Below are 24545 nucleotides of genomic sequence, written 5' to 3'. Positions count from 1 at the left end.
GAACAGCCCTGGGTGGCGTGTCCGAGTCGGGGTCGGTGGAGGCCGTCGATGTAGGACAGTTCCAGGCCGCCTCGGGTTCTAGCCTGCGCAGGCGTCAGCCAGGAGAGGGAGAGACGATGCAGATCGCTGTCACCACACCGACCGGCAACGTGGGCCGTCATGTCGTCGCCATGCTGGTCCGCGCCGGGGTCCGGCCTCGCGTCCTGTTGCGCGAGCCGGGACGTCTGGCGCCTGGCCTCCGGCGGGAGGTGGACGCCGTTCAGGTCGACCAGCACGACGCGGAGGCGGTGGTGGCCGCCACGAACGACGTCGATGCGGTGTTCTGGGTGGACCCGACGCCCGGCGGCGAGGATCCCCTCGCGGACCACGCGCGTGCCACGACCGCCGTCGTCCGCGCCGTCGCCGAGAACCGGATCGGCCGTGTCGTCTTCCAGAGCAGTGTGGGCGCCGAGAAGCGCCAGGGTGCCGGTGAGATCGACGGCCTGGCCCAGACCGAGGTCGCCCTGGACGGCATCGGCGTCGACGTCACACACCTGCGCTGCGGGTACTTCTTCACCAACCTCGAACTGCAACTCGACGCGCTGCGCGCCGGGTGCCTCCAGGTGATCCCGCCGCTCGACCAGCCCATGCCCTGGGTGGCACCTCGTGACATCGCCGAGGTCGCCGTGACCCGTCTGCTCTCGCCCGACTGGTCCGGCCGCCACGTGCAAGCCGTTCACGGGCCCGGCGACCTGACCTGGCGCGAGGTCGCCGAGATCCTCACCGAGGCCACCGGTCGGCGGATCGGCGTCGAGCGGATCACGGACGACGCGATGCGCGCCCAGCTCGGTCAGGCCGGACTGGGGGACAAGGCGATCGAGGCCATCGTCGGTATGTCGACCGGCCTGCGTGAGGATTTCGTACCCGAACAACCCCGCAGTGTCCGTACCACCACGCCGACCACGCTCGCCGCCTGGGCGTACGAACGACTTCGGCACCGGCTCGGCGACGTGTCCTGAGCTGTCGGCCGCTGGCAACGGGGCAATGACGGGCGGGTGTTGGGCGGCATTCCCGTCACCGGGGCCGGTGCCCTCGGTAACTCCCCGGGGGCCGCGCAGGTCTGGCCGGGCGGGCTGAGCGTCGTCTTGGCTCGCGGTCGTCCGAAAGCTCTGGGCTTGCTCAAAGGACGCTTGGGGGAGTCTTCGCACTGGGCACGCTGGGAGCAGTCGACGCGAATGCCGGCGTTCAGGGGGAGAACATGTTGATTCTGTTTGTCGTCGTGGGTGTGGCCGTGGGGGTCGCCACCCTGTGCACGTGGCTGATGCGGCGGGCTTGGCGGCGCGCCTATGTAGACCTCAGCAGGCAGGCGTCGCTCCGAGGTCCGGGGTGGCCCAACACCGCTGGGCGGGTGGGAGGTTCCAGGGGGAGCGGGTCGCGGTCGAGTGCGAGCGCGGGGTCCTCCCACGACGCGTCTTCGTCCTGGTACGTCATGGGGGCCGCGTACGACGGCTCGGGGGCCGGCTCGTCGTGCGGGAGTGGATCGTCGTCCTGCGACAACAACTCGTCCTCGTGCGGCAGCAGTTCGTCGTCCTGCAGCAGCTCGTCTTCTTCGTGCGGCGGTAGTTCGTCGTCGTGTTCGAGTAGTTCGTCTTCCTGCGGGAGTTCCTCCTGCTGAGACCAACTCCCTGCCGGCCGCGTCACCGGCCGGCCGGCAGGAAGCGGGGTCACCGGGACGGCTCGGCCAACCGTGAGGGGGCGGGCCGCGCGGTGTTCTCACGGCCCAGGAGACCCGCCACGGACAAGGCGCCGGGGCCGAAGAACACCAGCAGCAGGAAGCCCCAGCAGAACAACACCGGTGCCAGTCCGCCGTTCTGCAGCGGGAACACGCCGTCCGGCTGGTGCTCGGTGAAGTAGGCGAAGGCCATGGCGCCCGAGCTGAGGAAGGCCGCGCCGCGCGTGGCGAGGCCGAGGAGGACGAGTACGCCGCAGGTGAGCTCGATGACCCCCGCGTACCAGAACGGCCAGTCACCCACCGGGCCGGCCTTCCGGTCGAGCACTCCGAACAGCGTGGCCGCGCCCTCACTGGCGAACAAGAGGCCCAGGACCATGCGGAAGAGGCCCAGCACGAGTGGCTGGCGCCTTGTCAGCCACTGGGAGAGGCGCGTTGTGGTCATCGGTACTCCTGAGGGGTGGCTGGGGCCCGGTGTCACACCGGTCCTGCCGGTCATCGGCCGAGAGGAGAGAGTCTCCCGGCCTCTCTACGGATGCACAACGCTTTGTGTTCAGCCGGATTCGACAGAGATTCACTTTGCCGCGGACCTGTGTTGCTTGCCTACGACGAGTCGCGCGGGCCAACCGGTGGAAATCCCGTGTCGCGGCGGACGCGAAAGGCGCAGACTCGTGCCATGGCTGACATGGGGGCGTTCCGCGACGAAGTCACGAGGTGGGCGGCCGGTGGTCCCGGCGAGCCCGCGCGCGAGCTGGCCGCGCTGCTGCCCGTCCGGACGGCCGTCCTGCTGGAAGGCCCGAGCGACGTGGCCGCGGTCGACGCGCTGGCTGAGAGGCGCGGCAGGAACCTGACGGCGGAAGGTGTCTGCGTTCTGTCGATGGGCGGCGCGATGAGCGTCGGGCGCTTCGCGCGCCTCCTCGGACCCTCCGGACTGGGACTGCGTCTCACGGGGCTGTGCGACGAGCGTGAGCAGCGCTACTACGCGCGTGCTCTGGAGCCGGCCGGGGCGGAGCCTGAGTTCTTCGTCTGCGTGGCGGATCTGGAGGACGAGCTGATCCGCGCCCTGGGTGTCGCGAGGATGGAAGAACTCATCCGCGCGGAGGGCGATGTGCGGGCGCTCCAGACCTTCCTGCGTCAGCCCGCGCAGCAGGGCCGCCCCTCGCCTCAGCAGCTGCGGCGCTTCCTCGGCACGAAGAAGGGGCGCAAGATCCAGTACGGCCGTGTGCTCGTCGAGGCCCTCGAACCGGACCGCGTACCGGCACCGCTCGACGACCTGCTCGCCGTTCTCTGACCTTCGTCCCCTGACCTTCGTGCTGGAGGCCGAGGACTGCCAGCGTCTCAGTGCCCTCGCCTCACCTGTTGTCCCTCTCACTGCTCTCTGACCTCACTGCTCCCTGATCTCGTCGAGCGAGAGCTGCATGGCGGCTCGCGCGCGGACGAACCAGTCGGTGAGGACCGCCGTCTCGTCGGGGGTGTAGTCGGCGAAGAGGGTGCCGAGCCGCTCGTAGTGCGGGCCGTACACGGCGAAGACCCGGGCGGCCGCCGATTCGTCCAGGACCACTCGAACTCGGCGGCGGTCTCCGGGGTCCGGCTGCCGATGGACGTAACCGGCACGCTCCAGACGGTTGAGTACGCCCGTGACCGCGCCGGTGGTCAGGTTGGCGCGCTCGGCCAGGTCGCCGGCGTTCAGGTGCTGCTCGCCGGCGCCGATGACGTGGCCCAGGCAGGTGAGGTCGGTGACGTTCAGACCCAGCCGCTGGGCGATGTCGTGCTGGGAGACGAGGGCGAGCGCGATCAGCTGGTCCATCGCGTCCAGCGCCTGCTGCGGTGTCGCCTCGGGGCGGGGCTTGCCCTTCACCGGAAATCTCCTTAGCATCTAAGTTACTTAGCTCGTGAGATAAATGACCTGCTCACGACGCGACGATACCGACAGCCGACCCGAGGAGATTCATGAGCGGCATGCACGGCGACCACGATCTCGGCCACACGGTCGCCGGATGGACCGGGGCGTGTCTCGCTCTCGCCGGGTTCACCCTCACCGGCGTCGCGATGATCGCGGCGTGGGTGCCGGGGTTCTTCCTCGGTCTGGGGGTCGTCGCCCTCGCCGCCCTCGTCACCTGGGGGCTGCATCTGGCCGGCTGGGGCAAGCCGAGCGGTCCGCGCCCGCTCGCCGAGCAGGACTGGCGCGCGAAGGATCCGGAGGCCGCGAGCGGTCACCCCGGATGCGTGGGCTGTCGAATGGCCGGACGCGGGCGTCGCCGTCCCGAGCCCGTCGTCCAGGAGGTGCCTCCGGCTCCCCGGGCCGCCGAGGAGCGCGTGGCGCTCGACTCCGTGAACTGAGGGACGACGCCCTGGTGATCACGTCGGCGTACCGGCGGGCGGCCGCAGAGGCCGCGACAGCGCGAAACCGCAGCCCGGACACGGAGTGATCCAGGCTGCGGTATTTCGAAGGTGGCTGGCCGGTGTCAGTGCGGGGAGTGCGGGCTGCGGTCGCCGAGGCGACAGCCTGCACCGCCGATGTAGTACGCGTTGAGGTAGTTCGGTCCGGCGCCCGGAAGCTGTGTGCGGTTCGGGCCGACGCAGAGGTGGTAGTCGTTCGTGCTGCCGCCGCCCCTGACGTCTACGTGGACCAGCACCGTCGTCTCACCGCAGTGGTTGTAGGCGGCGAACTGGGACTCCCGGACGCTGTAGCGGAAGAAGCCGCACGGTACGGCGGAGACCGCGGCCGCCGGTCGCGCCTGCGGCTGGTGCGAGGACGCGGCGTGGACCGGACCTGACGAGGTGACCACCGCTGCCGCGGTGAGCACGCTCGACGCCACCGCCGTGGCGACTCGGACGGAGTTGAGGAAGGGCTTCACGAACACTCCTTGTGGCGAGCCTGATCGGTGGCCGCCGGATCCTGCTCGGCGCGACAGCGGTCGCAAGCGGGTTCGCCGGCATGGAGATCGTAACGCCATGCACTCGTGCCGTGACGACCTGTCACCGAAACGAGTGGCGAACGCAGTTGAAACGCTGAGACGGCTTCGATCGTGTCCGGCGCTGCCTCCGCGGGCGCCGTGGCCCGTGTCCGGCACCGCCTCTGCTCCAGGCACGCTGTCCGGCGCTGCTCCCGGACGGCTCGTACCGTCGTCGCCGCACCACAGGGATGTCGGCGCTGTCGGCCGGGCTACTCACCCGTGGCGCCGTCGACGGCTTCGCGCAGCAGGTCCGCGTGGCCGACGTGACGGGCGTACTCCTCGATCACGTGCTCCAGGACGAACCGGACGTCGGTGGTGCCGAACTCCGGGCTGGAGACGAGGCGTCCGGGGTCGGCGGTCACCTCGGCGAACAGCTTCCGCGACTCCTCGCAGGCGCTGAGGTAGTCCTCGTACACCACGTCGGCCGGCGTGGGGTCCGCCTCGTCGAACCAGTCGTCGCCGGCGGCGGTGACGTAGGTCCGGTAGGGGAAGTACGGCGGGGCGGTCACGCCGGCCAGCGTCCGCTGGAACCAGGCACGTTCGACTCCCTGAAGGTGACGCATGAGTCCCAGCAGCGTCAACGCGGAGGACGGTAGAACGCGTTGACGCAGCCGCGCGTCCGTGAGGCCCTCGCACTTCCACAGGAACGTCGCCCGGTGGTAGTCGAGGTTCGAGGCGATCACCGTCGGCCAGGGGCCGGACCGTACGCGCTCGGGGCGGGCGACGTTCTGGATGACGATGTCACTCACGCTCATGTCTCCTGGATCGGTGCCGGTGTGCGGAGCGGACGCCCGGGGCGGGGAGCCGCCTGCTCCGGGTCGCGTACGACCGACTGTCAGACCCTTGGGCGCGACGGAAGTCATCGCTCGGACGCCGCACGTTCCCGACGGCGACGGCCGACCCCGCGCCGACCACCGTGAGTGTGGACGTCGAGGGGTCGGCGGGCCCGGTCACCCGTGGCGTCGGCTCACTCGGGCCAGGCGGAGTTCTGGATGACCTCGACGAAGTCGGTGCGGCGGAAGCCCGGGGCGAAGTGTTCGAGGACGTCGGCGTTCACCGTGCCGAAGGTGGTGTCGGGACGGTGCTTGAAGCCGTCGGTGAACGCCTGGAGGATCTGGCGCTTGAAGTCGGGTCGGGGGTGAGCGGCGGTGACGGCGTCGATCTGCGCCTGGGTGATGTTGCCCAGGTTCAGGCCGAGTACGTCCGTCTCGACCCCCGCGGTGGTCGCCGCGATCTCGGGGGCCATCTTGTACGGCACCTCCGGCGTCGTGTGCAGGGCGATGGCCGTCCAGACGGTGTCCGCCGCGCCCTCGGACAGACCATGGGTCAGCAGGAACGCGCGGGCCTGGTCGGCGCCGTCCATCTCGAAGCGCTGGTCGTCGCTGCGGTAGGGCGGCACGAGGCCCGTGTCGTGGAACAGCGCCGCCACGTACAGCAGCTCCGGGTCCGGGCTGAGCCCGCGTGCGGCCGCCTGCAGGCTGCCGAACAGGTAGACACGGCGGGAGTGGTGGAAGAGCAGGGCCGGGGTGGTGTCGCGGATGAGTTCGGTGGCGTCCTGCGCGAGCTTGCTGTCGGGGATCTCGACGCCCGCGATGTTCTCGGTCATGGCTGCCTTCCCTTGGCGGTGACGGAGGGGGATCTGTGCCCAGCTTCCGCCGGACCGGGGTTCCGCGTCCGCTGCCGGACGGCCGACATGCCCTCGGAAACGGCCACGCCGCGGAGCGCCGAGCGGTGCTCGTCGTCCAGAACGGTCACGGTGCGGGCGTACGGCCCGTTCCTGTCTTCCGAAACGATCTCCGCCTTGCGCGGATGGCCGAGCGAGCCGTGGCGTACGGCCACGGTGTGAACCGCCGACCGGACCTCGCGTCCGGTCACGGCCGGGCGGGCGGTCAGCCCTGTGTGCGGGAGTCCGGGGACGTGGTGGCGAAGCGGCGCTGGTAGCGGGCCGGGGAGAGGCCCAGATGGCGCGCGAAGGCCCGGCGCAGGCTCTCGTAGCTGGGGAAACCCGACAGCGAGGCGGCCTCCGTCGCGTTGTGCCCGGCGTCGAGCAGGGCCTTCGCCATGTCGAACCGGATCAGCTCCACGTACTTCATCGGTGTGGTGTCGAGCTCGGCACGGAACAGGCGGGTCAGGTGCCGTGGGCTGACGCGGACCAGCGTGGCGAGCGAGTCGAGGCTGTGGTCGGCGGTCGGGTCGGCCTGGACCGCGTCCTGGATCAGCCGCAGCACCGGGGTACGCGGCGCCGGACCCTGGAGCGAGGCGGAGAACTGGGACTGGCCGCCCGCCCGCTGCATGTAGACCACCAGTGAGCGGGCGACTTCGCGGGGCAGGTCCGGTCCGTGGTCCTCCTCCACCAGGGCGAGCGCGAGATCGATGCCCGCGGTGACGCCCGCGGAGGTGTAGGTGGTGCCGTCCCTGACGAAGATCGCGTCGGGTTCCACCCGCGTCGAAGGGCAGCTGCGCGCCAGTACGGAGGTGTGCTGCCAGTGCGTGGTCGCGCGCCTGCCCTCCAGGAGTCCCGCCGCGCCCAGGACGAAGGCACCCGTGCAGACGGAGGCGACCCGCCCCGCCCGGTCCGCCAGCGCCCTCGCCGCCGCGCTCAGGGCGGGCGCGACGGGGGAGGCGGGCAGCAGATCACCGCCCACCACGAGCAGCGTGTCGTACGCCTCGCCCGCAGCCGCGTCCGCGTCGGCGGGCACCCTCATGCCGATGGAGGAGAGCACCGGTCCGCCGCCCACCGAGACGATGCTCAGCCGGTAGCGCGCGCCGTACCGGTTCGCCTCGCTGAAGACCTCCGCCGGTCCGGACAGGTCGAGCATCTTCATGCCGTCGAACACGAGAACGCCCACGCTGTGTGCCGGGGATGTCATGCCTGCTCGCCTCTCTCATGGGGCGCCCGCCGCGTCACGGTCACGTCGGCCAGGCCGCACCCATGATGCGCTCGATCATGGACGTACGGCGGAAACCGGGGACGAACTCCTCCAGTACGTCCTGATTGACGGTCCCGTACGTGGTGTCCGGGCGGTCGCGGAGTCCCTCCAGGAAGACCTGCGGGAACCCGGTCTTGAAGTCGCCCCGGGGATGGACGTCGGTGATCTCCTCCACCCGGGCGCGGTCGAGCCGGTCGAGACCGACCCCCACCGCGTCGGTCAGCACACCCTGGTTCAGGGCGGCGATCTCCGGTCCCATCCGGCCGGGGATCCCCGGTGTGGAGTGCAGCGCGATCGCCGTCCAGACGACCTCGGCGGAGTCGGCGGGAAACCCGTGGTCGAGCAGGAACGCGCGCGCGTGGTCGGCGCCGTCCAGCTCGAAGCGCTGCTCCGTGTCGGAGAAGGGCTTCAGGAGGCCGACGTCGTGGAACAGGCTGGCCAGGTACAGCAGCTCCGGGTCGGGGGTCAGGCCGAGTTCCCGGGCCTGGAGCGCGCCCAGAAGGAAGACGCGTCGGGAGTGGTGGAAGAGGAGGGGACTGGTGCTCGCCTGGACGAGGCGCGTGGCCTCGACGGCGGCCGCCGTCCCGGGAACCGTTACGCCTGCGATGACTTCGGCCATGACCTGTGCGTCCTTCGGGGTGACTGTGCTGTGCGGGGTGGATGGGTGCTGCTTCGACGATGCCCACTTCCCGGCCGCGGCGCCGCATCGGTCCGGCCAGGAACCGCCCGAAAAGAGACAGGAAGGGGCCAAGGACTTCGGCGTGAGGGTCCACGGTCGGCACGGCTCTCCCGGGGCCGGCCCGGGAGGGCACGTTTTCGGTGGTCGTGCCGGGGGACCCGGGGCTGTACGACCTTCCACGGGGGTGCCCATGGCCGAGCTGACTTTCATCGGTACCGCGACGGTGCTGCTGCGGCTCGGTCCCTTCACGGTCCTGACCGACCCGAACTTCCTCCATCGAGGCCAGTTCGCCTACCTCGGCAAGGGCATCGTCAGCCGTCGGCTGACCGAGCCGGCGCTGAGCGTGGAAGACCTTCCCGAGCTCGACTGCGTCGTCCTGTCGCACATGCACGGCGACCACTGGGACCGTGTCGCCAAGCGCGGTCTCGACCGGCGTGTCCGCATCCTGACGACACCGAAAGCGGCTCGAGCCCTGCACCGGCAGAAGTTCGCCGGCGCCGAGGGTCTGCGCACCTGGCAGAGTGCCGAACTCGCCAAGGACGGGCACACGCTCAGTCTCACAGCGGTCCCGGGAAGGCACGCGAGAGGGCCGGCCCGGGCCCTGCTGCCGCCCGTGATGGGCGGCGTCCTGGACCACCGGGAACCCGACGGCACACTCGCGACGCGTCTCTACCTCACCGGCGACACCCTGCTGATCGACGACCTGCGCGAGATACCCAGGCGCTTCCCCGCCATCGACACCGCCGTCGTCCACCTGGGCGGGACGACACTGCCGGGCGGCCTGGTCGTGACCATGGACGGCCGCCAGGGCACCGACCTCGTCGAGCTGATCCGGCCGCGGTCGGTGGTGCCCGTGCACTACGACGACTACGGCGTCTTCAAGTCGCCGCTGTCCGACTTCCTCGCCGAGGTCGAGCGGCGCGGGCTGGCCCCGCTGGTGCGGACGGTGCGCCGTGGCGACACCGTCGCGCTGTAGGGCACCAGGTCGGATCGCCGGTCCCGGTTCCCTGATCGGAGCTTGCGGCGGTTGTCCGGGCACGGGGGAGAGCCGTCTCAGGGGGTGCTCTCGCCGGTGATCAGCTCGGCGACGCCGCGGAGACCGCCCTGCGCCAGCGCGGCGCGCTGCCGGTCCGCGCCGGTGCCCTCACGCAGGAGCCTGTGGACCAGGCCCGCCACGTCCCGGGTGTCGCCGGACGCGTCGAGCGCCGGTGACACGTACTGCAGAAGCCGGCACAGGACGTCGCCGGCGCGGCTCCGACGGCCCTCCGGGTCGATCAGGGTGTCGCTCAGGCCGTGCCGGGCCGCGTGCCACATGGCGCCGTGAAGCAGTTCGGGCGCGCACTCCGGGGCGGACGCCCCCGTCGCCGCCTCCGCGAGAGCGGTGTCCACCAGCGCCCGGACGATCCCGGTGAACATCACCGCCTCGTCCACGTGCAGCTGTACGTCGCAGCACCGCACCTCGATCGTGGGGAACCGCTCCGACAGGCGGGCCTGCCAGTACAGCTGACCGGTGTCCGCGATCAGCCCGCAGTCGAGCAGCCGCTGCACACGTCGGTCGTAGTCCGCGGCGTCCTGGAAGTGCGGGGGAACGCCGCCCACCGGCCAGCGGTTGAAGATCACGGTGCGCCAGCTGGCGAAACCGGTGTCGTGGCCGTTCCACAGCGGAGAGTTCGCCGACATCGCCGTGAGCGTCGGCAGCCACAGGCGCAGCCGGTTCAGCACCTGCACGCCGGCGTCCCGGGAAGGCACCGCGCAGTGGATGTGCATGCCGTTGACCAGTTGCTCCGCCACCAGTTGCGGAGCCTGGGCGAGCATGGTCCGGTACCGGGCCTGGTCGGTGACGGGCACGGGTTCCTCGTCGTGCCGGGGCGGTGTCCCACAGGCCGCGATGGCGCAGCCGTGCGTCTCGGCTGCGGCTCCCAGGGCATGCCGCAGACGCAGCAGATGTCCGCCGACCTCCTGAAGGCTGTCGCACACCGGGGAGGCGACCTCGACCTGCGCCTGCAGCAGCTCGGGCTGTACTTCCTGGTCGCCGGTGAGCTGCCCCAGTCCGGCCGCCATCCGCACCTTCTCCGCCAGCGGTACGGGGAGGCCCGTGGCGGGGTCCACCAGCAGGTATTCCTCTTCCACGCCGATCGTCGTCATCGACCGCCCTCTGTTCCGCTCGCGGCCGGCCAGGCCGGTGAGCCACTTTCGGGCACCCGCCGTCGGCGGTCACCCGCGGCGACGGGCGCACTAACCCGCACTGACCGAGTGCCGCAGAACTTATCGGTACAAACCAGACATGGTCAGATGGGTGAAACGCGTCGGCCGGCCGGGCCTCGCCTACGACTCGCCGGGCGGGTCGCGAAGGGCGTCGGCTGTGATGTCGGGCAGTGACCGCCCGCTACGGAGCGTCCCGGCACCTACGTCAGGTCCGTGGGCCGTGCCAGTCCAGTATCAGGACCGTGGCGTCGTCCTTCAGGTTGCCGCGGCAGGCCTCCAGCACGGCGCCGGTCAGGGCGCGGACGGCCTCCCGGGGATGGCAGGCGCGGGTGTCGCGTACGAGAGCGGGCAGGTCGACGGCTCCGGCGCCGCGCTCCTGCATGCCGTCCGTGAGCAGGACGAGGCGGTCACCGGGCTCCAGGTCCAGCTGCTGGAGCTGGTAGGAGGTCGGGGCGGCCACCCCGAACGGCAGGTTCACGGCGAGCCTGACCTCCTCGGCCTCGGCCGCTCCCTCCCGCAGCCGGATGGGCCAGGGATGCCCCGCGTTGACCAGCTCACAGGTGCCCGTCTCCAGGCTGACGCACAGCAGTTGGCCGGTTGCCAGGCCGCGGCTGTGGGTCAGCAGGGCCTCATGGGCGCGATGGGCCTGCTGGAGTGCGTCGCATCCGGTCCGGCGGGCACCGCGCAGCGCACCCACCAACAGCGTGGCCAGCAGCGCGGAGTTGGTGTCGTGCCCCATGGCGTCGGTGATGGACAGATGCAGGGTTCCGCTGTCCAGGGTGTAGTCGTAGGTGTCGCCGCCGATGTCGTCGGCCGGGACCAGACCCGCGGCGAGAGTGAACTGAGGGGACTCACAGCAGGAGGCCGAGGGGAGCAACTGGTGCTGGATCTCGGCCGCCAGGCTGGTCCGGGTGGTGCGCCGGCCCGCGTGGTACAGGTCCGTGAAGCGGCGGTCCGTCACGATGATGTACGCCAGCGCGTGGGCGGCCTCGCTGATCTGGGCGAGGACGGTGTCGTCCGCGTACTGCAGCGTCACCTCCAGCAAGCCGATGCAGTCGCCGCGGTTGGTGACGGGCGAGATCACCCGCCGTCCGCCCTGGCCGTCGGGTTCCACGTGCTGGCGCTGACTGCGCAGGACCTCGTCGTAGACGCTGTCCCGCAGTTCGACCTGCTCCGCGCCGTCCGCCATGGCACTGTCGGTGGGCGACGTGAGGCGCACCAGCCGCTGTCCCAGCAGGTCGGCGAACAGGAACGACACACGCTCCGCTCCGAAGCGTTTGCGCAGGTCGTGTGCGACTACGCCGACGGACTCTCCGGGCGGCGCCGCTTCCGCAGCCGCCAGTAGTTCACCCAGTTCCAGATCCGCACCGTCCACAGCGACCTCCTGTCCCATGTCGCCCCTTCTTCCCCGAGTCGCGCCGACCTCACCTGACTCCTGTCATCCGGCGCGGTGACGACGTCCGTTCCGAGAGGCAAGCCTGCTGGCCAGGGGTCCGGACGGGAGAATATCCGCACACCGCGGGCGAACATCCCTGCGACCGTGCGATGCCGTGTTCGCGTCGCGGAACCCCCTCCAGAGGGGGAACGGGCACGCTCCCGGATGTCCGGACCAGAAGGGACGCACCGCACCGACAGGCCCCTGTTCGAAGCCCACTCGCGACCCGCGTACGTGAACCCTTCCTGCCCGACCGGCGACCAGGCCGGCCTCGGGCATGGTCCGCCGCGACACCGTGCGATCGCCGGTGTACGGCGCCGAGCGTTGGCTGAAAACGGCGGGTAACGGTCCGATTCGGGGCAGTGACGAGGGCCCGCCCGGCATCCCTTACGCTGCGCCTGCAAGTCGCCCCTCCCGTCCGCATCCGGGGTGGGACGCGGGCGGCATCCGATGTGTGACCAGGGTGGGGACAGGGAAATGGGATCGCAGATCGCTGCGGAGCGGACACAGGCGTGTCCGGAGTGCGGCGTGGACGTACCGGTGAATCCGCGCTTCGGCGCATGGTGTGCTGAGTGTGGCTGGAATGTCGACCCCGGCGCTCCGGAACCGCCTGCGGGGAGGATCGAGGCCCGGCGTCGACGCCTGGCCGAACGGCACGGGCGGCAACTGCTCGACGAGATGAGCCGGGGTGAAGCTGAGGAGCCCGGGCGCGACCTTCCCGGCGCTCTCGCGCTGGCGATCTCGACGGTCGTGAACGGCATCACCTTCGCGCTCGCCGTCGCCGGAGTGCTGCTCGTCGTCCTGGGCTGGAGCACCGTGGTCCAGCCGCTCGTCGGAGCGGTGCTGATCGTCCTCGCCGTCGTCCTGCGACCCCGCTTCGCGTCGCTGCCCGACAACGAACCGGTCCTGCAACGGGCGGACGCGCCGCGGCTGTTCGCGCTGATCGACGAGGTCGCGGCGGCCGTCGGCACCACCGGAGTCCACGCCGTGGTGATCGGTCCGGACGCCAACGCGAGCGTCACGCTCGTGGGAATCAGACAGCGGCGGGTGCTGTACCTGGGTCTGGGGCTGTGGGAGATCCTGAGCCCGCCGCAACGCCTGGCGCTGCTGGGACATGAACTCGGCCACTACGCCAACGGGGACCTGCGCCGCGCCAAGAACGTCGGCAGCGCGCTGCGGTCCCTCGCGCTGTGGTGCTACATGCTGGCGCCCGAGCCGTCACCGACGTTCCTCGAACGCTTCGCCAACCTCCTGCTGGCCCCGCCGCGTTGGGCGGCCCGAGGACTGCTGGCACTGCTCGACGGCCTGACCATGCGCACCTCGCAGCGTGCGGAGTACCTCGCCGACCGGGCCGCCGCCCGGATCGCCTCCAGCGAGACCGCGGTGGAGCTCCTCGACCTGCTCCTCGTCACCGACGCCGTCGACATCGAGCTGCGCAGGGAGTCGGTGCTCGCCCAGACGGGCATCGGCGGGCGGTCACGCCGGGACGCGTGGGACGGCCTGTGGGAACGGCTCGCCGCCCATGTCGGGTCGGTGCCGGAGCGCGAGTACGAACGACTGCGCCGGGTCAGCGCGCTGCGCGGCCACAGCGTCGACTCGACGCACCCGCCCACACACGCGCGCCGCCAGTGCGTCAGCGAGGGCGAACCGAGGCCCGCGCTGATGACTCTCGACGACGACACGTCGGCCGCGATCGCCACGGAACTCGCCGCCGCCAGGAAGCGGGTGGCCCAGCAGGTCATCCGCGACTTCGCGGGCTGACGGCGGGACCCCTCTCCCGGGGCGTGGTGAACACGCCCCGGATGCAAGGGGATTGGCCCTGGCTGCGCCCAGCGAGGTGAACTCGCCGGAACGGCCGACGCATGAGTACGCCGGTGCCGGTGCCGGTGCCGGTGCCGGTGCCAGTGCTGGTGTGGGCCTCGGGCACGCCGCCGCCAGGGAGTTCACAAGAGTATGGCCCGGCCGTTCCGACGGCCGGGCCACACTCGTACGCTTCGCCGTCCTACTGGTCGAGCGACTGCTCGCGGACCTTCTCGACCTGCTCGGTGAGGTCACCGGTGTCCGAGGCCGGCGGGGCCGTGACCGGCTTGGTCGCACCGAACTTCAGGTAGTCCATGGTGACGTCCATGCCGCCGCCGTGCTGCTCCATGCGCACGGGCAGGTCCTTGTCGTCGACCCAGATGTCGAGGACCATCTTGCCGGTGGACGCGAGGGACTTGATGGCGGCCCGCTTCTCCCTGTCCGGCAGCTTGGACGCGTTGATCTGCTCCGCTCCGACCGTGCCCCGGTAGTGGGTGGCCTTCTTGCCGCGGATCGTCTCCTCGCCGAGGTCCTTCACGTTCTTCGAGGCACCGATGTACCGCAGGCCCGTCGTGGGGTCGGCGTTGTCCGCGATGGCGTCCGCGGTGGAGTCGCCGACCACGGCGGACACGTCGATCCGCATCCAGTGCTTGCCCTTGAGCGGTCCCGATGGCTGCGGGTCGATCTCGTAGTAGTACGCCCCGTCGACCATCTTCATGGTGAGCGTCGGGTCGTCCTGGAGCGACTGCATCTGGGCGTTGGCGGTGTCCATCTCCACGTCGAGGGCGGCGCCGTCCCCCCAGGAGTAAGTGCCGTTCATCGAGATGGGCTTGCCGCTGCCCGCCGTGATCGTGGTGGTCGACTCCACCTCGGCCGAACCGAGTCCCGACGCCTTCTCCGAGGCGCGGGTCAACGCGGCCATGATGGTGTCGGCGTGGCTGACGGCGTCGGCGGTCGTCTTCGCCGCTTCCGCGCCGCACGCGGTGGTCGCGGCGAGCGCGACGACGGTGATGCCCGCCCACGCCGCGGTCCTGAGGTGCCTCATATGTCCCCGCCCCCTGTGTGTTCCCTGTGTACGTGATGAGATGGGGACTCTAGCCGCGCCGGCACCACGGTCCAATCCGCGGCACAAAAGGGACGCAGCGAAACCCGGTTGGGAGTGGGTCTTCGTCGCACGGCGGCCACGCCGGGGTGCGGACGCTGACGGTCGCAGCGGTGCCGCCGGGTACCCCGGCACCGCGTCCCCAGCGGCACGCCGGCCACAAGTGGTCCCGGGCTCATCCGTCCGACGGGCGGACGATCGCCTCGGGGTGGTCGTCGAGGTAGTCCTGTACGAGAGACAGGAAGCTCGGGTCGGGGTCCAGGCCGAGGGCCGCGGCGCGTGTGCTGTCGACGGCGGCGGGCCAGGAGCCGACGATCGCCTCGATGGCCGGGTCGGGGGCGACGGTCACCAGGTCCGCGGCGGTGCCGGCGACTTCCCGCAGTGTGGCGAGCATGTCGGCGACGGAGACGGTGAGGGCGGGGAGATTGACCGGAAGCCGGCCTTCGAGGTGGCCGGGACCGGTGCCGCGCCGGGCCTCGGCGACGCGGACGATGCCGCGGATCGTGCGTCGCGGCGAGGCCAGTGCCACCCGCAGACCGGGGTCCACCGGACACACGGTGGGCAGTCGCGCGAGTGGTTCGCGGATGATGGCGGACAGGAAGCCCGAGGCCGCCGCGTTCGGCTTGCCCGGTCGCACCGCGACGGTCATCAGACGGACCACGCGTCCGTCGACGAAGCCCCGGCGCGTGTAATCGGCCACGAGATGCTCGCAGATGAGCTTCTGCGTTCCGTAACTCGTCTGCGGCAGGGGCACGGTCGCCTCGCTGACCACGGGCGGAAGGGGCAGCCCCGGCTGCGAGCCGTAGACGGCGAGGCTGCCGGCGAACACCACACGTGCCGTGGGTCCGCCGGACTCCGACTGGGCCCGGGCGGCGTCGAGCAGGGCGCGCGTAGTGTCCACGTTCATCCGCATGCCGAGGTCGAAGTCCCGCTCGCACTCGGCCGACACCGCGGCGGCGAGGTGGAACACCACGTCGACCGGCCGGGCGAACACCTCGGCGAGGCGGTCGGTCAGCTCGCCGTGGGCCAGTTCCACGAGGGGGTCCGCCGTCTGCGGGAGGCCGGCGAGCACGACGCGGTCAGCGAGGACCAGCCGGGTGATCGGTTCGCCGTCGAACGAGCGCTCCCGCAGCAGCTTCTCGACGAGCAGACGCCCCAGAAACCCGTACGCGCCGGTGATCAGGATCCTCACGTGACGTCTCCTCGGAAGCGGCCGTCCGCGCACCGTGCGCGTCGGAGTGATACCCCGCCGCCGGCTCCGGCAGGCACCCGGGGGCCGCCGGCACCTAGACGAGGAGCCGACTTCCTGCATGGTCACCGCCCGCAGGCGCGTTCAGCAGGCGGCGGTGAAGCTGTCCAGGAGTACGGGAGCGGCGGTGCGGGCCGTGATGTCCTCCACGGTGACCCCGGGGGCGGTCTCGACGAGGGCGAGGCCGCCCCCGGTGACGTCGAGGACGGCGAGGTCGGTGATGACGCGGTGGACGCATCGTTCGCCGGTGAGCGGCAGCGTGCACTCCGAGAGCAGCTTGGGGCTGCCGTCCCTGGCGGTGTGCTCCATCAGCACGATGACCCGGCGGGCCCCGTGGACCAGGTCCATGGCCCCGCCCATGCCCTTCACCATCTTGCCGGGGATCATCCAGTTGGCGAGGTCGCCGTGGGCGGACACCTGCATCGCTCCGAGGACGGCGGTGTCGATGTGACCGCCGCGGATCATGCCGAAGGACAGCGCGGAGTCGAAGAAGGAGGCTCCCGGCAGGACGGTGACCGTCTCCTTGCCCGCGTTGATCAGGTCGGGGTCGACCTGTTCCTCGCGCGGGTAGGGGCCGGTGCCCAGGATGCCGTTCTCCGAGTGCAGCACGACGTGGACGTCGGCCGGGAGGTGCCCCGGGATGAGCGTGGGCAGGCCGATGCCGAGGTTGACGTAGGAGCCGTCGCGGAGTTCGGCGGCGGCGCGGGCAGCCATCTGGTCGCGGGTCCAGGCCATCAGTCGCTTACCGTCCTCTTCTCGATGGGCTTGTCGGCGGCCTGTCCGGCGGTGAGCGCGACGACCCTCTGGACGTAGACGCCGGGGAGATGGATCTCGTCGGGGGCGAGGGCGCCGGGTTCGACGAGCTCCTCGACCTCCGCGACGGTGATCCGCCCGGCCATGGCGGCCAGGGGGTTGAAGTTGGCGGCGGCACGGCGGAAGCGGAGGTTTCCGTGCCGGTCGCCCCGCCAGGCGCGTACGAGGGCGAAGTCGGTGGTGATGCCGTGCTCCAGGACGTACGCGCGGCCCGCGAACTCCCGGGTCTCCCTCGGTGGGGAGGCGACGGCCACCGTCCCGTCGTGGGCGTACCGCCAGGGGAGTCCGCCCGTCGCGACCTGTGTGCCCACGCCTGCGGGGGTGTAGAAGGCGGGGATGCCCGCGCCGCCCGCGCGCAGCCGTTCGGCGAGGGTGCCCTGTGGAGTCAGTTCGACCTCCAGTTCGCCGCTGAGGTACTGCCGGGCGAATTCCTTGTTCTCGCCGACGTAGGAGCCGGTGACCCGGGTGATGCGGCCGGCGGCGAGCAGGACGCCGAGGCCGCGGCCGTCCACGCCGCAGTTGTTGGAGACGACATGCAAGCCGGTCGCCCCCTGGGCGTGCAGTGCGTCGATGAGGACGGCGGGGACGCCGGAGAGGCCGAAGCCTCCGACGGCGAGTGAGGCGCCGTCGGGTATGTCGGCGATCGCCTCGGCGGCGCTGTCGCGGACCTTGTTCACGGTGGGCTTCCCTTTCGGGCGGCGGTGGGCGGGTACGACGGCGGGGCCGGCGCCGTCGGCGTGACGGGCGCCGGTGGCCGGGGCCTCGATGCCCGCGGCCCGGTTCATCGGTCCGCCTGCTGGGCGAGCAGGGCGTCGGACACGGACTTGACTCCTCCGTGGGCGGTCAGTCCGCCGTCCACGGGGATCTCGGTGCCGGTGAGGAACGCCGACTCGTCCGACAGCAGGAAGACCACGAGCGGGACGATGTCGTCCACCGTGCCCGTGCGGCCGAGCGGGGTCTCACGGAGGTTCGCCTCGCGGAACGCGGGTGCGGCCGAGGCGGTCATCTCGGTCTCGATGTAGCCGGGATGGACGATGTTGACGCGGATGCCGCGCGGCCCCAGTTCGAGCGCCGCCGTCCGCGAGAGGCCGCGCAGGCCCCATTTGCTGGCGGTGTAGGCGACCGGGTAGTGGGCGGTGAGCGCGGCGGAGGAGCCGACGTTGACGATCGAGGAACCCGGCGGCATCAGAGGGCCGATCCGCTGGATGCCGAGCAGGGGACCGGTGACGTTGACGGAGTGGACCCGCTCGAAGTCCTCGGCCCGGACGTCCCCGAGACGCGCCCGCCAGGTGATGCCCGCGTTGTTCACCAGGCCGTGCACCTGCCCGTAGGTGTCCGTCAACTCGGCCGCCAGCTGCGCCCATTGCCGCTCGCTGGTGACGTCGAGCCGCCGGCAGCCAGGTGCCTCCGCGACGTCGGTGGCGATGACGCGGGCGCCCTCGCGGGTGAGCGCGTCCGCCTCGGCCGCCCCCTGTCCGCGGGCGGCGCCCGTCACCACGACGACCTTGCCCAGGAGCCGTTTGCGGCAGGGGCCGGTCACGGCCGTTCCCGCGGGCGGCGGCGGCCGGCCGGCAGCGGTACCGGGTCGGGGCCAGGCACCACCGTGCTGGTCAGGGTGCCGATGCCCTCGACGGTGAGGCTCACCGTGTCGCCGGGCTTCAGCGGCGGCGGGTCCTGCGTGCCGTGCCGTCCCCACAGTTCGGCGAGGCATCCGCCGTTGCCGCAGGTGCCCGAGCCGAGGACGTCACCCGGCAGCACGCGGGTCCCGCGGGAGGCGTAGGCGGTCATCTCCTCGAAGGTCCAGCTCATGTTGGAGAGCAGGTCCTCGCCCACGACCTCGCCGTTGACCGAGGCCGTCAGAGCCAGCCGCAGGAAGCCGTCGGGGTCCCGGAAGGGCTCGAGTTCGTCGGCGGTGACCAGGTACGGACCGAGGGTGGTGGCGGTGTCCTTGCCCTTGCAGGGGCCGAGGCCCACCTTCATCTCGGCCGACTGCAGATCGCGCGCGGACCAGTCGTTGAACACGGTGTATCCGACGATGTGGTCGCGGGCCCGTTCGGGAGTCAGGTCGCGCCCCTCCCGGCCGATCACGGCGCCCACCTCCAGCTCGAAGTCCAGGACGCTCGACCCCGGAGGCATGGGGACGTCGTCTTCGGGGCCGTGGATCGCGTGCGCGTTGGTGAAGTAGAAGGTGGGTGCCGCGTACCACTGCTCGGGGACGCCCGCGACACCGTCGACAGCACGGCGTACCCCTTCGACGTGCTCCTCGAAGGTGACGAAGTCCCGTACGGACGTGGGCTGGAGCGGGGGCAGCAGCCGTACCTGGGAGACGTGCGGGCCCGGGGGGACGTCGAGCGCCTCCCGGCCCGCGGCGAGCAGTCCGGGCAGGCCCGCGGTCTGCGTGAGCAGCGTGGACAGGGAGGAGACGCCCGGCAGCGGGAAGAGGGTGTCGTCGTCCTCCACGACGGCCACCCGGGTGCGGTGGTGGTGTTCGTATGCGGCGAAACGCATGGGTGGCTCCTGGGGGAGGAGGTGTCGGCCGGGGACGGAGAGGGCGCGGGGTGTGCGTCGCCTCCGTGCCCCCCGGGTGACCGGTGGGGGATCAGACGGGCGGGGCGACGAACACGCCGCGGTCGGGGTCGTTGAAGGACTCCTTGGCGATGAGTTCGTTCATGGGGTTGGCGGTGCCCCACTGGTCGGTGACCTCGGGCCGGGAGAAGTCGTAGACGTGGGGGTGCCAGGTGTCCTCGTCCAGGCACTCCAACTCGGTGGTGTACTCGACGGTGTTGCCGTGCGGGTCGAGGAAGTACGTGAAGGTGTTGTCGCCGGCCATGTGCCGGCCGGGTCCCCAGATCTTGCGGTGGCCCGCGCGGAGCACCCGGCCCGAGCCGCGCATGTACTCGTCGATGCCGCGCATCTCGAAGGAGACGTGGTGCAGGGCGGTGTGCGGGCCCTGGGCGATCGCCATGGAGTGGTGCTGGTTGCTGATCCGCATGAAGTGCATGACCTCGCCCATGTGCGGTGAGCTGAGGGTGTCGGAGAGGGCGAAGCCGAGGTGGCGCTCGTACCACTCGCGGGTGCGGTTCAGGTCGGGGGAGTTGAGGACGACGTGGGACAGCTTGACCGGGATCGCCTCCTTCTCCTCGATCTTCCGGTGCCGGCGGACCCCGACGTCGGAGGAGACCTCGATGGTGCGGCCGTCGACGTCGAAGAAGCGGAAGCCGTAACCGCCCCCGGGGGTGTCGACCTTCCCCGGCCGCGAGATCAACCGCACTCCCTGGGAGAGGAGTTGCTCGGCGAGTGTGTCGACGTCCGCCGCGTTCGCGGCGCCGTACGACACGAGGTCCAGGCGCTTCTCGTCCGCCCGGCGCAGCCGCACGACGTACTGCTCGGGGGAGCCCTCCGCGGCGAGGAAGGAGAGGCCGGAGTCCTCGGCGACCTTGGTCAGGCCCCAGACCCCGGAGTAGAAGTCGAGCTGCTTGTCGTAGTCGGGCACGGCCAGGTCGACGTGCCGGAGATGGGTGAGGAGACGGGCGCTCATGGGGTTCCTCCCGTGACGGGGGTGAGGTTCAGCAGGGCGGCGGCGTTGCGGCCGCGTACGGCGTCGAGATCGGCCTCGGACAGCCGGGCGGCGCGCAGGACGCCCACCGGGTCGTCGGTGCCCATGTCGAAGGGGAAGTCCGAACCGAGGAGCACCCGGTCCGGGCCGGCGACGCGGATCAACTCCCGCAGGACGCCGGGGTCGTGGACGAGTGAGTCGAAGTACAGCCGCCGGAGGTAGCTGCTGGGCGGGTGGGCGCAGCCGGCGCTCGCGTCGGCGCGGGCGTGCCAGGCGTGGTCGGAGCGGCCGATGTGGGTGGGGAGGTAGCCGCCGCCGTGCGCGGCGATCACCTTGAGCCCGGGGTGGCGGTCGAGGACGCCGGAGAAGACGAGGTGCGAGAGGGCGACGGCGTTCTCGGTGGGCTGGCCGACCGTGTTGGAGAGGTACCACTGGTCGAGGCGCTCGTCGAGGGTGCAGCCGAAGGGGTGCAGGAAGACGATCGCCCCGGTCTCCTCGGCGCGGGTCCAGAAGGGTTCGTAGGCGGGATCGGAGAGTTCGCGGCCGGGGGCGTGGCTGGAGATCTCCACGCCGGACAGTCCTTGCGCCAGGGCGTGGTCGAGGGCGCGCACCGCCGTGCCGGGATGCTGGAGGGGGACGAGTCCCAGTCCCCGCAGCCGGTCGGGCGCTGCCGAACAGTGCGCGGCCACGGCCTCGTTGGCCAGCCGGTACACCTTCTCGGCGGTCTCCTCGTCGGCCCAGTAGTGGTAGTGCGAGGGCGACGGGCTGATCAGCTGGACGTCCACGCCCTGTGCGTCCATCGCCGCGAGGCGCACGGTGACGTCGGTCATCCGCGGAACGCGGGCGCGGACCATGGGCCCGCTGACGGCGAGGGAGGCGGGGCCGTTGCGGCGCGCGTCGAGTTCGCGGGCCTCGGCGTGGCCGGGCAGGCCGGCCACGAGCGCGTCGAGTCCGGGCAGCAGGATGTGGGCGTGCACGTCCACGGTGGGGCCGGTCACGGCAGGTCCCTGAGCATGGTCATGGTGCGGGCCATGAGTCCGGGCACGTCGGCGTCGCGTACCCCGTCGAGCTGCCACTGCCCGATCTGCACGGACGCTTCGACGACCGGTCGCACGCGGGTGATCCGCCGCTCGTAGTACGCCTGGAAGAGCGCCTCGTCCCAGGTGTCGGACCCGGTGAGGTGCTGGGCGAGGACCCAGGCGTCCTCCAGTGACAGGGCGGCGCCCTGCGCGAGGGTGGGCGGGCAGCAGTGGGCGGCGTCGCCGACGAGGACGACCCGGCCGCGGTGCCAGGATCCCTCCACCAGCATGCGGTCGAACCAGGTGTAGTTGACCTTCGCCGGGTCCGTGATGTGCGCGGTGATCTCGGGCCAGAAGCCGCCGTAGTGGCGGGTCAGGCGGCGCATCTCGTCGGCGTAGGAGTCGGCGGGTATCGAGGCGCGGTCGCGGTTGGCCTCGACGACGTACGCGTACAGGGTGCTCTCGCTGGTGGGGCAGTAGCCGGCGATGTACGCCGGTCCGCCGTAGGCGAGGTCGGTGCGGACGACGCCCGCGGGGCGCGGGGCCGCGACGCGCCAGATGGCCATGCCGGTCGGCTCGGGCTTGGCCGTGATGCCGATCGCGGCCCGGGTGGCGGAGCCGAGGCCGTCGGCGGCGACGACGAGGTCGTAGCGGCGCTCCGTGCCGTCGCCGAGGCGTACCAGGACGCCGTCGGCGTCCTGGTCGAGGATGTGCGCGGTGGTGCCGAGCCGGATCGTGGCGCCGCAGGCGCGCACGGTGTCGATGAGGATTTGCTGGAGCTGCGGCCGCTGCATGCCGACCGTGGCGGGCAGGTCGTCGCCACCGGTGCGCAGGTCGTTCTGGGTGTGCAGGACGGTGCCGTCGGGGGTGGTGATGCCGACCGAGCCGAAGCCGAAGCCGGATGCCTCGATCCGGTCCCACACACCGAGTTCGCGCAGCACGCGCAGGGCGTTGCCCTGGAGGGTGATGCCCGAGCCGGCGGTGGCGTTCCAGTCGCCCCTGGCCTCGACCAGGTCGACCGCGATCCCGGCGCGGCGCAGCAGGATCGTGATGGCGTTGCCGGCCGCGCCGCCGCCGACGACGAGGACCGTGCGGGGTTGGGTCATGGGGAACTCCCTTGTTCCTGCGGCTACTTGACGGCGATCGGGTTGACGGGGGAGCCGACCGCCCCGGTGATGGGGAGGGGAGCGGCGGTGAGCCAGAACTCGTAGGCGCCGTCGGCGGCGCAGTCCTCGGCGAGGGCGTCCAGGTCCCACATCTCGCCGATGAGCAGGCCCAGATGGGGGATGGCGACCTGGTGCAGGGGCTGGAAGGCGTGCTCGAACTCGTTGGGCCGCACCTCGAAGCCCCAGGTGTCGGTGGCGATCGCGGCGATCTCGGTGCGGTGCAGCCAGCCGGCGGTGGTGAACGACAGGCCCGGCGCGGGCCCGCCCGCGTAGTCGCCCCAGCCGTCCCGGCGCGCCCGGGTGAGCTGTCCGGTGCGGACCAGCACGAGGTCACCGCGTCCCACGCGGACGCCCTGCGTCTCGGCGGTCGCCGTCAGGTGCTCCTCGGTGACGGCGAATCCGTCGGGCAGCTCGCCGTCGGTGCCGACGGCCCGGCCGACGTCCAGCAGCACCCCGCGCCCGGCGACGTGGGGCGCCATGTGCTCGATGCCGGTCACCTGGTCGCCGTCGGACGTGACGACCCGCTCCGCCGGGCGTCCGTTCCAGGCCCGCCCGTGGTCGAAGATGTGCCCGAGGCCGTCCCACTGGGTGGAGCACTGCAACGGCATCGCGATCACGTCGTCGGCGCCGCCGAGGCCGTGCGGGAAGCCCTGGATGCCGAGAGCCGCGTCCGTGCCGGTGTCCAGCATGGTGTGGACGGGGTTGGTGCGGCGCCGCCAGCCCTTCTGCGGGCCGTCCATGTCGAAGCGCTGGGACAGGGAGAAGCTGACGCCCCTGCGGACGAGTGCGGCACCCTCGCGGCGCTTGGCCTCATCGAGGAAGTTGAGGGTGCCGAGGACGTCGTCGTCGCCCCAACGGCCCCAGTTCGAGCAGGCTTTGACGGTGCGGGCGATGGAACCCTCGGGGTCGGTGCGGTCCAGGCTCATGACGTCTCCGCCACACATCGCGTGCGCTGCGCGCCGAGCCCCGTGACCGAGGCGTCCATGACGTCGCCGTCGCGCAGCAGCCGCCCCCAGTGCATGCCGTTGCCTGCCGGGCTGCCGGTGAGCACCAGGTCGCCGGGGAGCAGGCGGGCGCTCTGGGAGGCGTACGACACCATCCGGGCGACGTCGAAGATCATGTCCTTGGTGGACTCGTCCTGCATGGTCTCGCCGTTGAGCCGCAGCGTGAGCCGCAGGTCGCCGGTGTCGGGCAGGGACTCGGCGGGGACGATCCAGGGGCCGAGCGGGGTGAAGCCGGGCGCGTTCTTGCTGCGCAGCCAGTCCGTGCCGATCTGCGGCATGTCCCGGCGGAAGACGGTCGCGCGATCGGTGAGGTCGTTGGCGATGGTGTATCCGGCGACGTGGTCCAGTGCCTCCTCGACTGAGACCCGGTGAGCGGTCCGGCCGATGACGGCCGCCAACTCCAGTTCCCAGTCGGGCTTCTCGGCCCAGGCGGGGAGCTCGACGTCGTCATAGGGGCCGGTGATCGCGGTCGGCAGGCCGATGAAGACGTACGGCAGGTCGTCGGAGGCGCGCCGGTCCATGATCTCCGCCGCCTCCGCGCGCCGCTCCTCCTCGGGGCGGTCGTCGCCCGGGGCGCGGTGGGCGACGTGCAGGTCGATCACGTGCTGCCGGTAGTTGGCACCCGACTGGAACACCTGACGGGGCTCGACCGGCGCGTGCACCCGGAAGTCCGCCAGCGGCCTGCGTCCGGGGGTGCCGTCGGCGGCCAGCGTCCGCAGTCGCGGCAGCACCGTCTCCCACCGCTCCAGCAGGTCCCGGACCGTCAACTGCCCCTCGTCCAGGGCGACGTGGAGGTCCAGAACCTGGGCGTCGGGTGTGACGAGGGCGGGGAAGGCGGGCCCGTCGGGGGCCGAGAGCGTGCCGAGGGCGAAGGGTCCGGCGAAGAGCGCGGACGCGGATCCAGGTTTCACGGACATGTCCT

General features: G+C 71.5%; 26 protein-coding genes. 6 read left to right on the top strand and 20 right to left on the bottom strand.

The window, feature by feature from the left end:
• Positions 1 to 116: 116 nt before the first annotated feature.
• Positions 117 to 998, top strand: a complete 882-nt coding sequence (locus ACZ4VA_RS05985) for an NmrA family NAD(P)-binding protein (RefSeq protein WP_468080040.1) — start codon at positions 117 to 119, stop codon at positions 996 to 998.
• 367 nt (positions 999 to 1365) lie between these two features.
• Positions 1366 to 1602 carry a hypothetical protein gene (locus tag ACZ4VA_RS05980; protein ID WP_356167748.1) on the top strand — a complete coding sequence of 79 codons (237 nt, stop codon included), beginning with the start codon at positions 1366 to 1368 and terminating at the stop codon, positions 1600 to 1602.
• Positions 1603 to 1703: 101 nt separating this feature from the next.
• Here the strand turns inward: ACZ4VA_RS05980 and ACZ4VA_RS05975 are convergent, their stop codons facing one another.
• Positions 1704 to 2153 carry a DoxX family protein gene (locus ACZ4VA_RS05975; RefSeq protein ID WP_355787324.1) on the bottom strand — a complete coding sequence of 150 codons (450 nt, stop codon included), beginning with the start codon at positions 2151 to 2153 and terminating at the stop codon, positions 1704 to 1706.
• A 231-nt stretch (positions 2154 to 2384) separates the two neighbouring features.
• Between ACZ4VA_RS05975 and ACZ4VA_RS05970 the strand changes: the two genes are divergently transcribed.
• The gene (locus ACZ4VA_RS05970; protein WP_468080037.1) at positions 2385 to 2999 is read left to right on the top strand and encodes a TOPRIM nucleotidyl transferase/hydrolase domain-containing protein; all 615 of its coding nucleotides are present in this window, start codon (positions 2385 to 2387) and stop codon (positions 2997 to 2999) included.
• Between the two features lie 93 nt (positions 3000 to 3092).
• Here the strand turns inward: ACZ4VA_RS05970 and ACZ4VA_RS05965 are convergent, their stop codons facing one another.
• The gene (locus ACZ4VA_RS05965; protein WP_468080035.1) at positions 3093 to 3566 is read right to left on the bottom strand and encodes a MarR family winged helix-turn-helix transcriptional regulator; all 474 of its coding nucleotides are present in this window, start codon (positions 3564 to 3566) and stop codon (positions 3093 to 3095) included.
• A gap of 92 nt (positions 3567 to 3658) precedes the next feature.
• On the opposite strand from ACZ4VA_RS05965, the gene ACZ4VA_RS05960 reads away from it, so the two are divergent.
• Positions 3659 to 4048, top strand: coding sequence for an HGxxPAAW family protein (locus ACZ4VA_RS05960; RefSeq protein WP_356167738.1), 390 nt, complete (start codon positions 3659 to 3661; stop codon positions 4046 to 4048).
• 125 nt (positions 4049 to 4173) lie between these two features.
• Here the strand turns inward: ACZ4VA_RS05960 and ACZ4VA_RS05955 are convergent, their stop codons facing one another.
• From ACZ4VA_RS05955 to ACZ4VA_RS05935, 5 genes are all read right to left on the bottom strand, one after another.
• Positions 4174 to 4566, bottom strand: coding sequence for a DUF6355 family natural product biosynthesis protein (locus ACZ4VA_RS05955; protein ID WP_355793673.1), 393 nt, complete (start codon positions 4564 to 4566; stop codon positions 4174 to 4176).
• A gap of 308 nt (positions 4567 to 4874) precedes the next feature.
• Positions 4875 to 5414: a DinB family protein gene (locus tag ACZ4VA_RS05950; RefSeq protein ID WP_356167735.1), complete on the bottom strand. Its 540-nt coding sequence runs from the start codon at positions 5412 to 5414 to the stop codon at positions 4875 to 4877.
• A 218-nt stretch (positions 5415 to 5632) separates the two neighbouring features.
• A complete protein-coding gene (locus ACZ4VA_RS05945) occupies positions 5633 to 6271 on the bottom strand; it encodes an HD domain-containing protein (protein WP_355793677.1) in 639 nt (212 codons plus the stop codon).
• Positions 6272 to 6554: 283 nt separating this feature from the next.
• Positions 6555 to 7535: a GlxA family transcriptional regulator gene (locus ACZ4VA_RS05940; RefSeq protein ID WP_355782399.1), complete on the bottom strand. Its 981-nt coding sequence runs from the start codon at positions 7533 to 7535 to the stop codon at positions 6555 to 6557.
• 40 nt (positions 7536 to 7575) lie between these two features.
• Positions 7576 to 8214 (bottom strand): HD domain-containing protein, encoded by a 639-nt coding sequence (locus ACZ4VA_RS05935; protein WP_355782402.1) that lies wholly within the window; start codon positions 8212 to 8214, stop codon positions 7576 to 7578.
• 250 nt (positions 8215 to 8464) lie between these two features.
• Between ACZ4VA_RS05935 and ACZ4VA_RS05930 the strand changes: the two genes are divergently transcribed.
• The gene (locus tag ACZ4VA_RS05930; RefSeq protein WP_355782405.1) at positions 8465 to 9250 is read left to right on the top strand and encodes an MBL fold metallo-hydrolase; all 786 of its coding nucleotides are present in this window, start codon (positions 8465 to 8467) and stop codon (positions 9248 to 9250) included.
• Between the two features lie 77 nt (positions 9251 to 9327).
• Here ACZ4VA_RS05930 and ACZ4VA_RS05925 read toward each other — a convergent pair whose 3' ends face one another.
• Both ACZ4VA_RS05925 and ACZ4VA_RS05920 read right to left on the bottom strand, forming a co-directional pair.
• Positions 9328 to 10419 carry a carboxylate-amine ligase gene (locus ACZ4VA_RS05925; protein WP_356167726.1) on the bottom strand — a complete coding sequence of 364 codons (1092 nt, stop codon included), beginning with the start codon at positions 10417 to 10419 and terminating at the stop codon, positions 9328 to 9330.
• A gap of 265 nt (positions 10420 to 10684) precedes the next feature.
• Positions 10685 to 11854, bottom strand: coding sequence for a PP2C family protein-serine/threonine phosphatase (locus ACZ4VA_RS05920; protein WP_356167894.1), 1170 nt, complete (start codon positions 11852 to 11854; stop codon positions 10685 to 10687).
• Between the two features lie 738 nt (positions 11855 to 12592).
• Between ACZ4VA_RS05920 and ACZ4VA_RS05915 the strand changes: the two genes are divergently transcribed.
• On the top strand, positions 12593 to 13675 hold the full coding sequence (locus ACZ4VA_RS05915) for a M48 family metallopeptidase (RefSeq protein WP_356240767.1): 1083 nt from the start codon (positions 12593 to 12595) through the stop codon (positions 13673 to 13675).
• A 241-nt stretch (positions 13676 to 13916) separates the two neighbouring features.
• On the opposite strand, the gene ACZ4VA_RS05910 is transcribed toward ACZ4VA_RS05915, so the two are convergent.
• The 11 genes from ACZ4VA_RS05910 to ACZ4VA_RS05860 all read right to left on the bottom strand — a co-directional run bounded on the left by ACZ4VA_RS05910 (position 13917) and on the right by ACZ4VA_RS05860 (position 24540).
• On the bottom strand, positions 13917 to 14759 hold the full coding sequence (locus ACZ4VA_RS05910) for an SCO4651 family lipoprotein (protein ID WP_356167724.1): 843 nt from the start codon (positions 14757 to 14759) through the stop codon (positions 13917 to 13919).
• A 232-nt stretch (positions 14760 to 14991) separates the two neighbouring features.
• Entirely contained in the window at positions 14992 to 16008 is a 1017-nt protein-coding gene (denD, locus tag ACZ4VA_RS05905) for a D-erythronate dehydrogenase (protein ID WP_389389858.1), read from the bottom strand.
• A 141-nt stretch (positions 16009 to 16149) separates the two neighbouring features.
• Positions 16150 to 16800, bottom strand: coding sequence for a CoA transferase subunit B (locus ACZ4VA_RS05900; RefSeq protein WP_468080029.1), 651 nt, complete (start codon positions 16798 to 16800; stop codon positions 16150 to 16152).
• Complete coding sequence (locus ACZ4VA_RS05895; RefSeq protein WP_356167891.1) at positions 16800 to 17555, bottom strand: CoA transferase subunit A; 756 nt, start codon at positions 17553 to 17555, stop codon at positions 16800 to 16802. The genes ACZ4VA_RS05900 and ACZ4VA_RS05895 overlap by 1 nt, the downstream gene beginning before the upstream one ends.
• 104 nt (positions 17556 to 17659) lie before the next feature.
• On the bottom strand, positions 17660 to 18418 hold the full coding sequence (locus tag ACZ4VA_RS05890) for an SDR family NAD(P)-dependent oxidoreductase (protein ID WP_468080027.1): 759 nt from the start codon (positions 18416 to 18418) through the stop codon (positions 17660 to 17662).
• Positions 18415 to 19386: a fumarylacetoacetate hydrolase family protein gene (locus ACZ4VA_RS05885; protein WP_356167714.1), complete on the bottom strand. Its 972-nt coding sequence runs from the start codon at positions 19384 to 19386 to the stop codon at positions 18415 to 18417. Before ACZ4VA_RS05885 ends, ACZ4VA_RS05890 begins: the two co-directional genes overlap by 4 nt.
• Positions 19387 to 19477: 91 nt before the next feature.
• The gene (locus ACZ4VA_RS05880) at positions 19478 to 20416 is read right to left on the bottom strand and encodes a VOC family protein (RefSeq protein ID WP_355787258.1); all 939 of its coding nucleotides are present in this window, start codon (positions 20414 to 20416) and stop codon (positions 19478 to 19480) included.
• The gene (locus ACZ4VA_RS05875; protein WP_468080024.1) at positions 20413 to 21432 is read right to left on the bottom strand and encodes an amidohydrolase family protein; all 1020 of its coding nucleotides are present in this window, start codon (positions 21430 to 21432) and stop codon (positions 20413 to 20415) included. Before ACZ4VA_RS05875 ends, ACZ4VA_RS05880 begins: the two co-directional genes overlap by 4 nt.
• Entirely contained in the window at positions 21429 to 22559 is a 1131-nt protein-coding gene (locus ACZ4VA_RS05870; RefSeq protein WP_468080022.1) for an FAD-dependent oxidoreductase, read from the bottom strand. Before ACZ4VA_RS05870 ends, ACZ4VA_RS05875 begins: the two co-directional genes overlap by 4 nt.
• A gap of 23 nt (positions 22560 to 22582) precedes the next feature.
• Positions 22583 to 23545 (bottom strand): cyclase family protein, encoded by a 963-nt coding sequence (locus ACZ4VA_RS05865; protein ID WP_355787040.1) that lies wholly within the window; start codon positions 23543 to 23545, stop codon positions 22583 to 22585.
• Complete coding sequence (locus ACZ4VA_RS05860) at positions 23542 to 24540, bottom strand: fumarylacetoacetate hydrolase family protein (protein ID WP_356167706.1); 999 nt, start codon at positions 24538 to 24540, stop codon at positions 23542 to 23544. Before ACZ4VA_RS05860 ends, ACZ4VA_RS05865 begins: the two co-directional genes overlap by 4 nt.
• Positions 24541 to 24545 lie beyond the last annotated feature (5 nt).

It is taken from the genome of Streptomyces sp. NPDC028308, from assembly GCF_055565855.1.
This window is presented reverse-complemented; position numbering and strand designations above follow the sequence as displayed.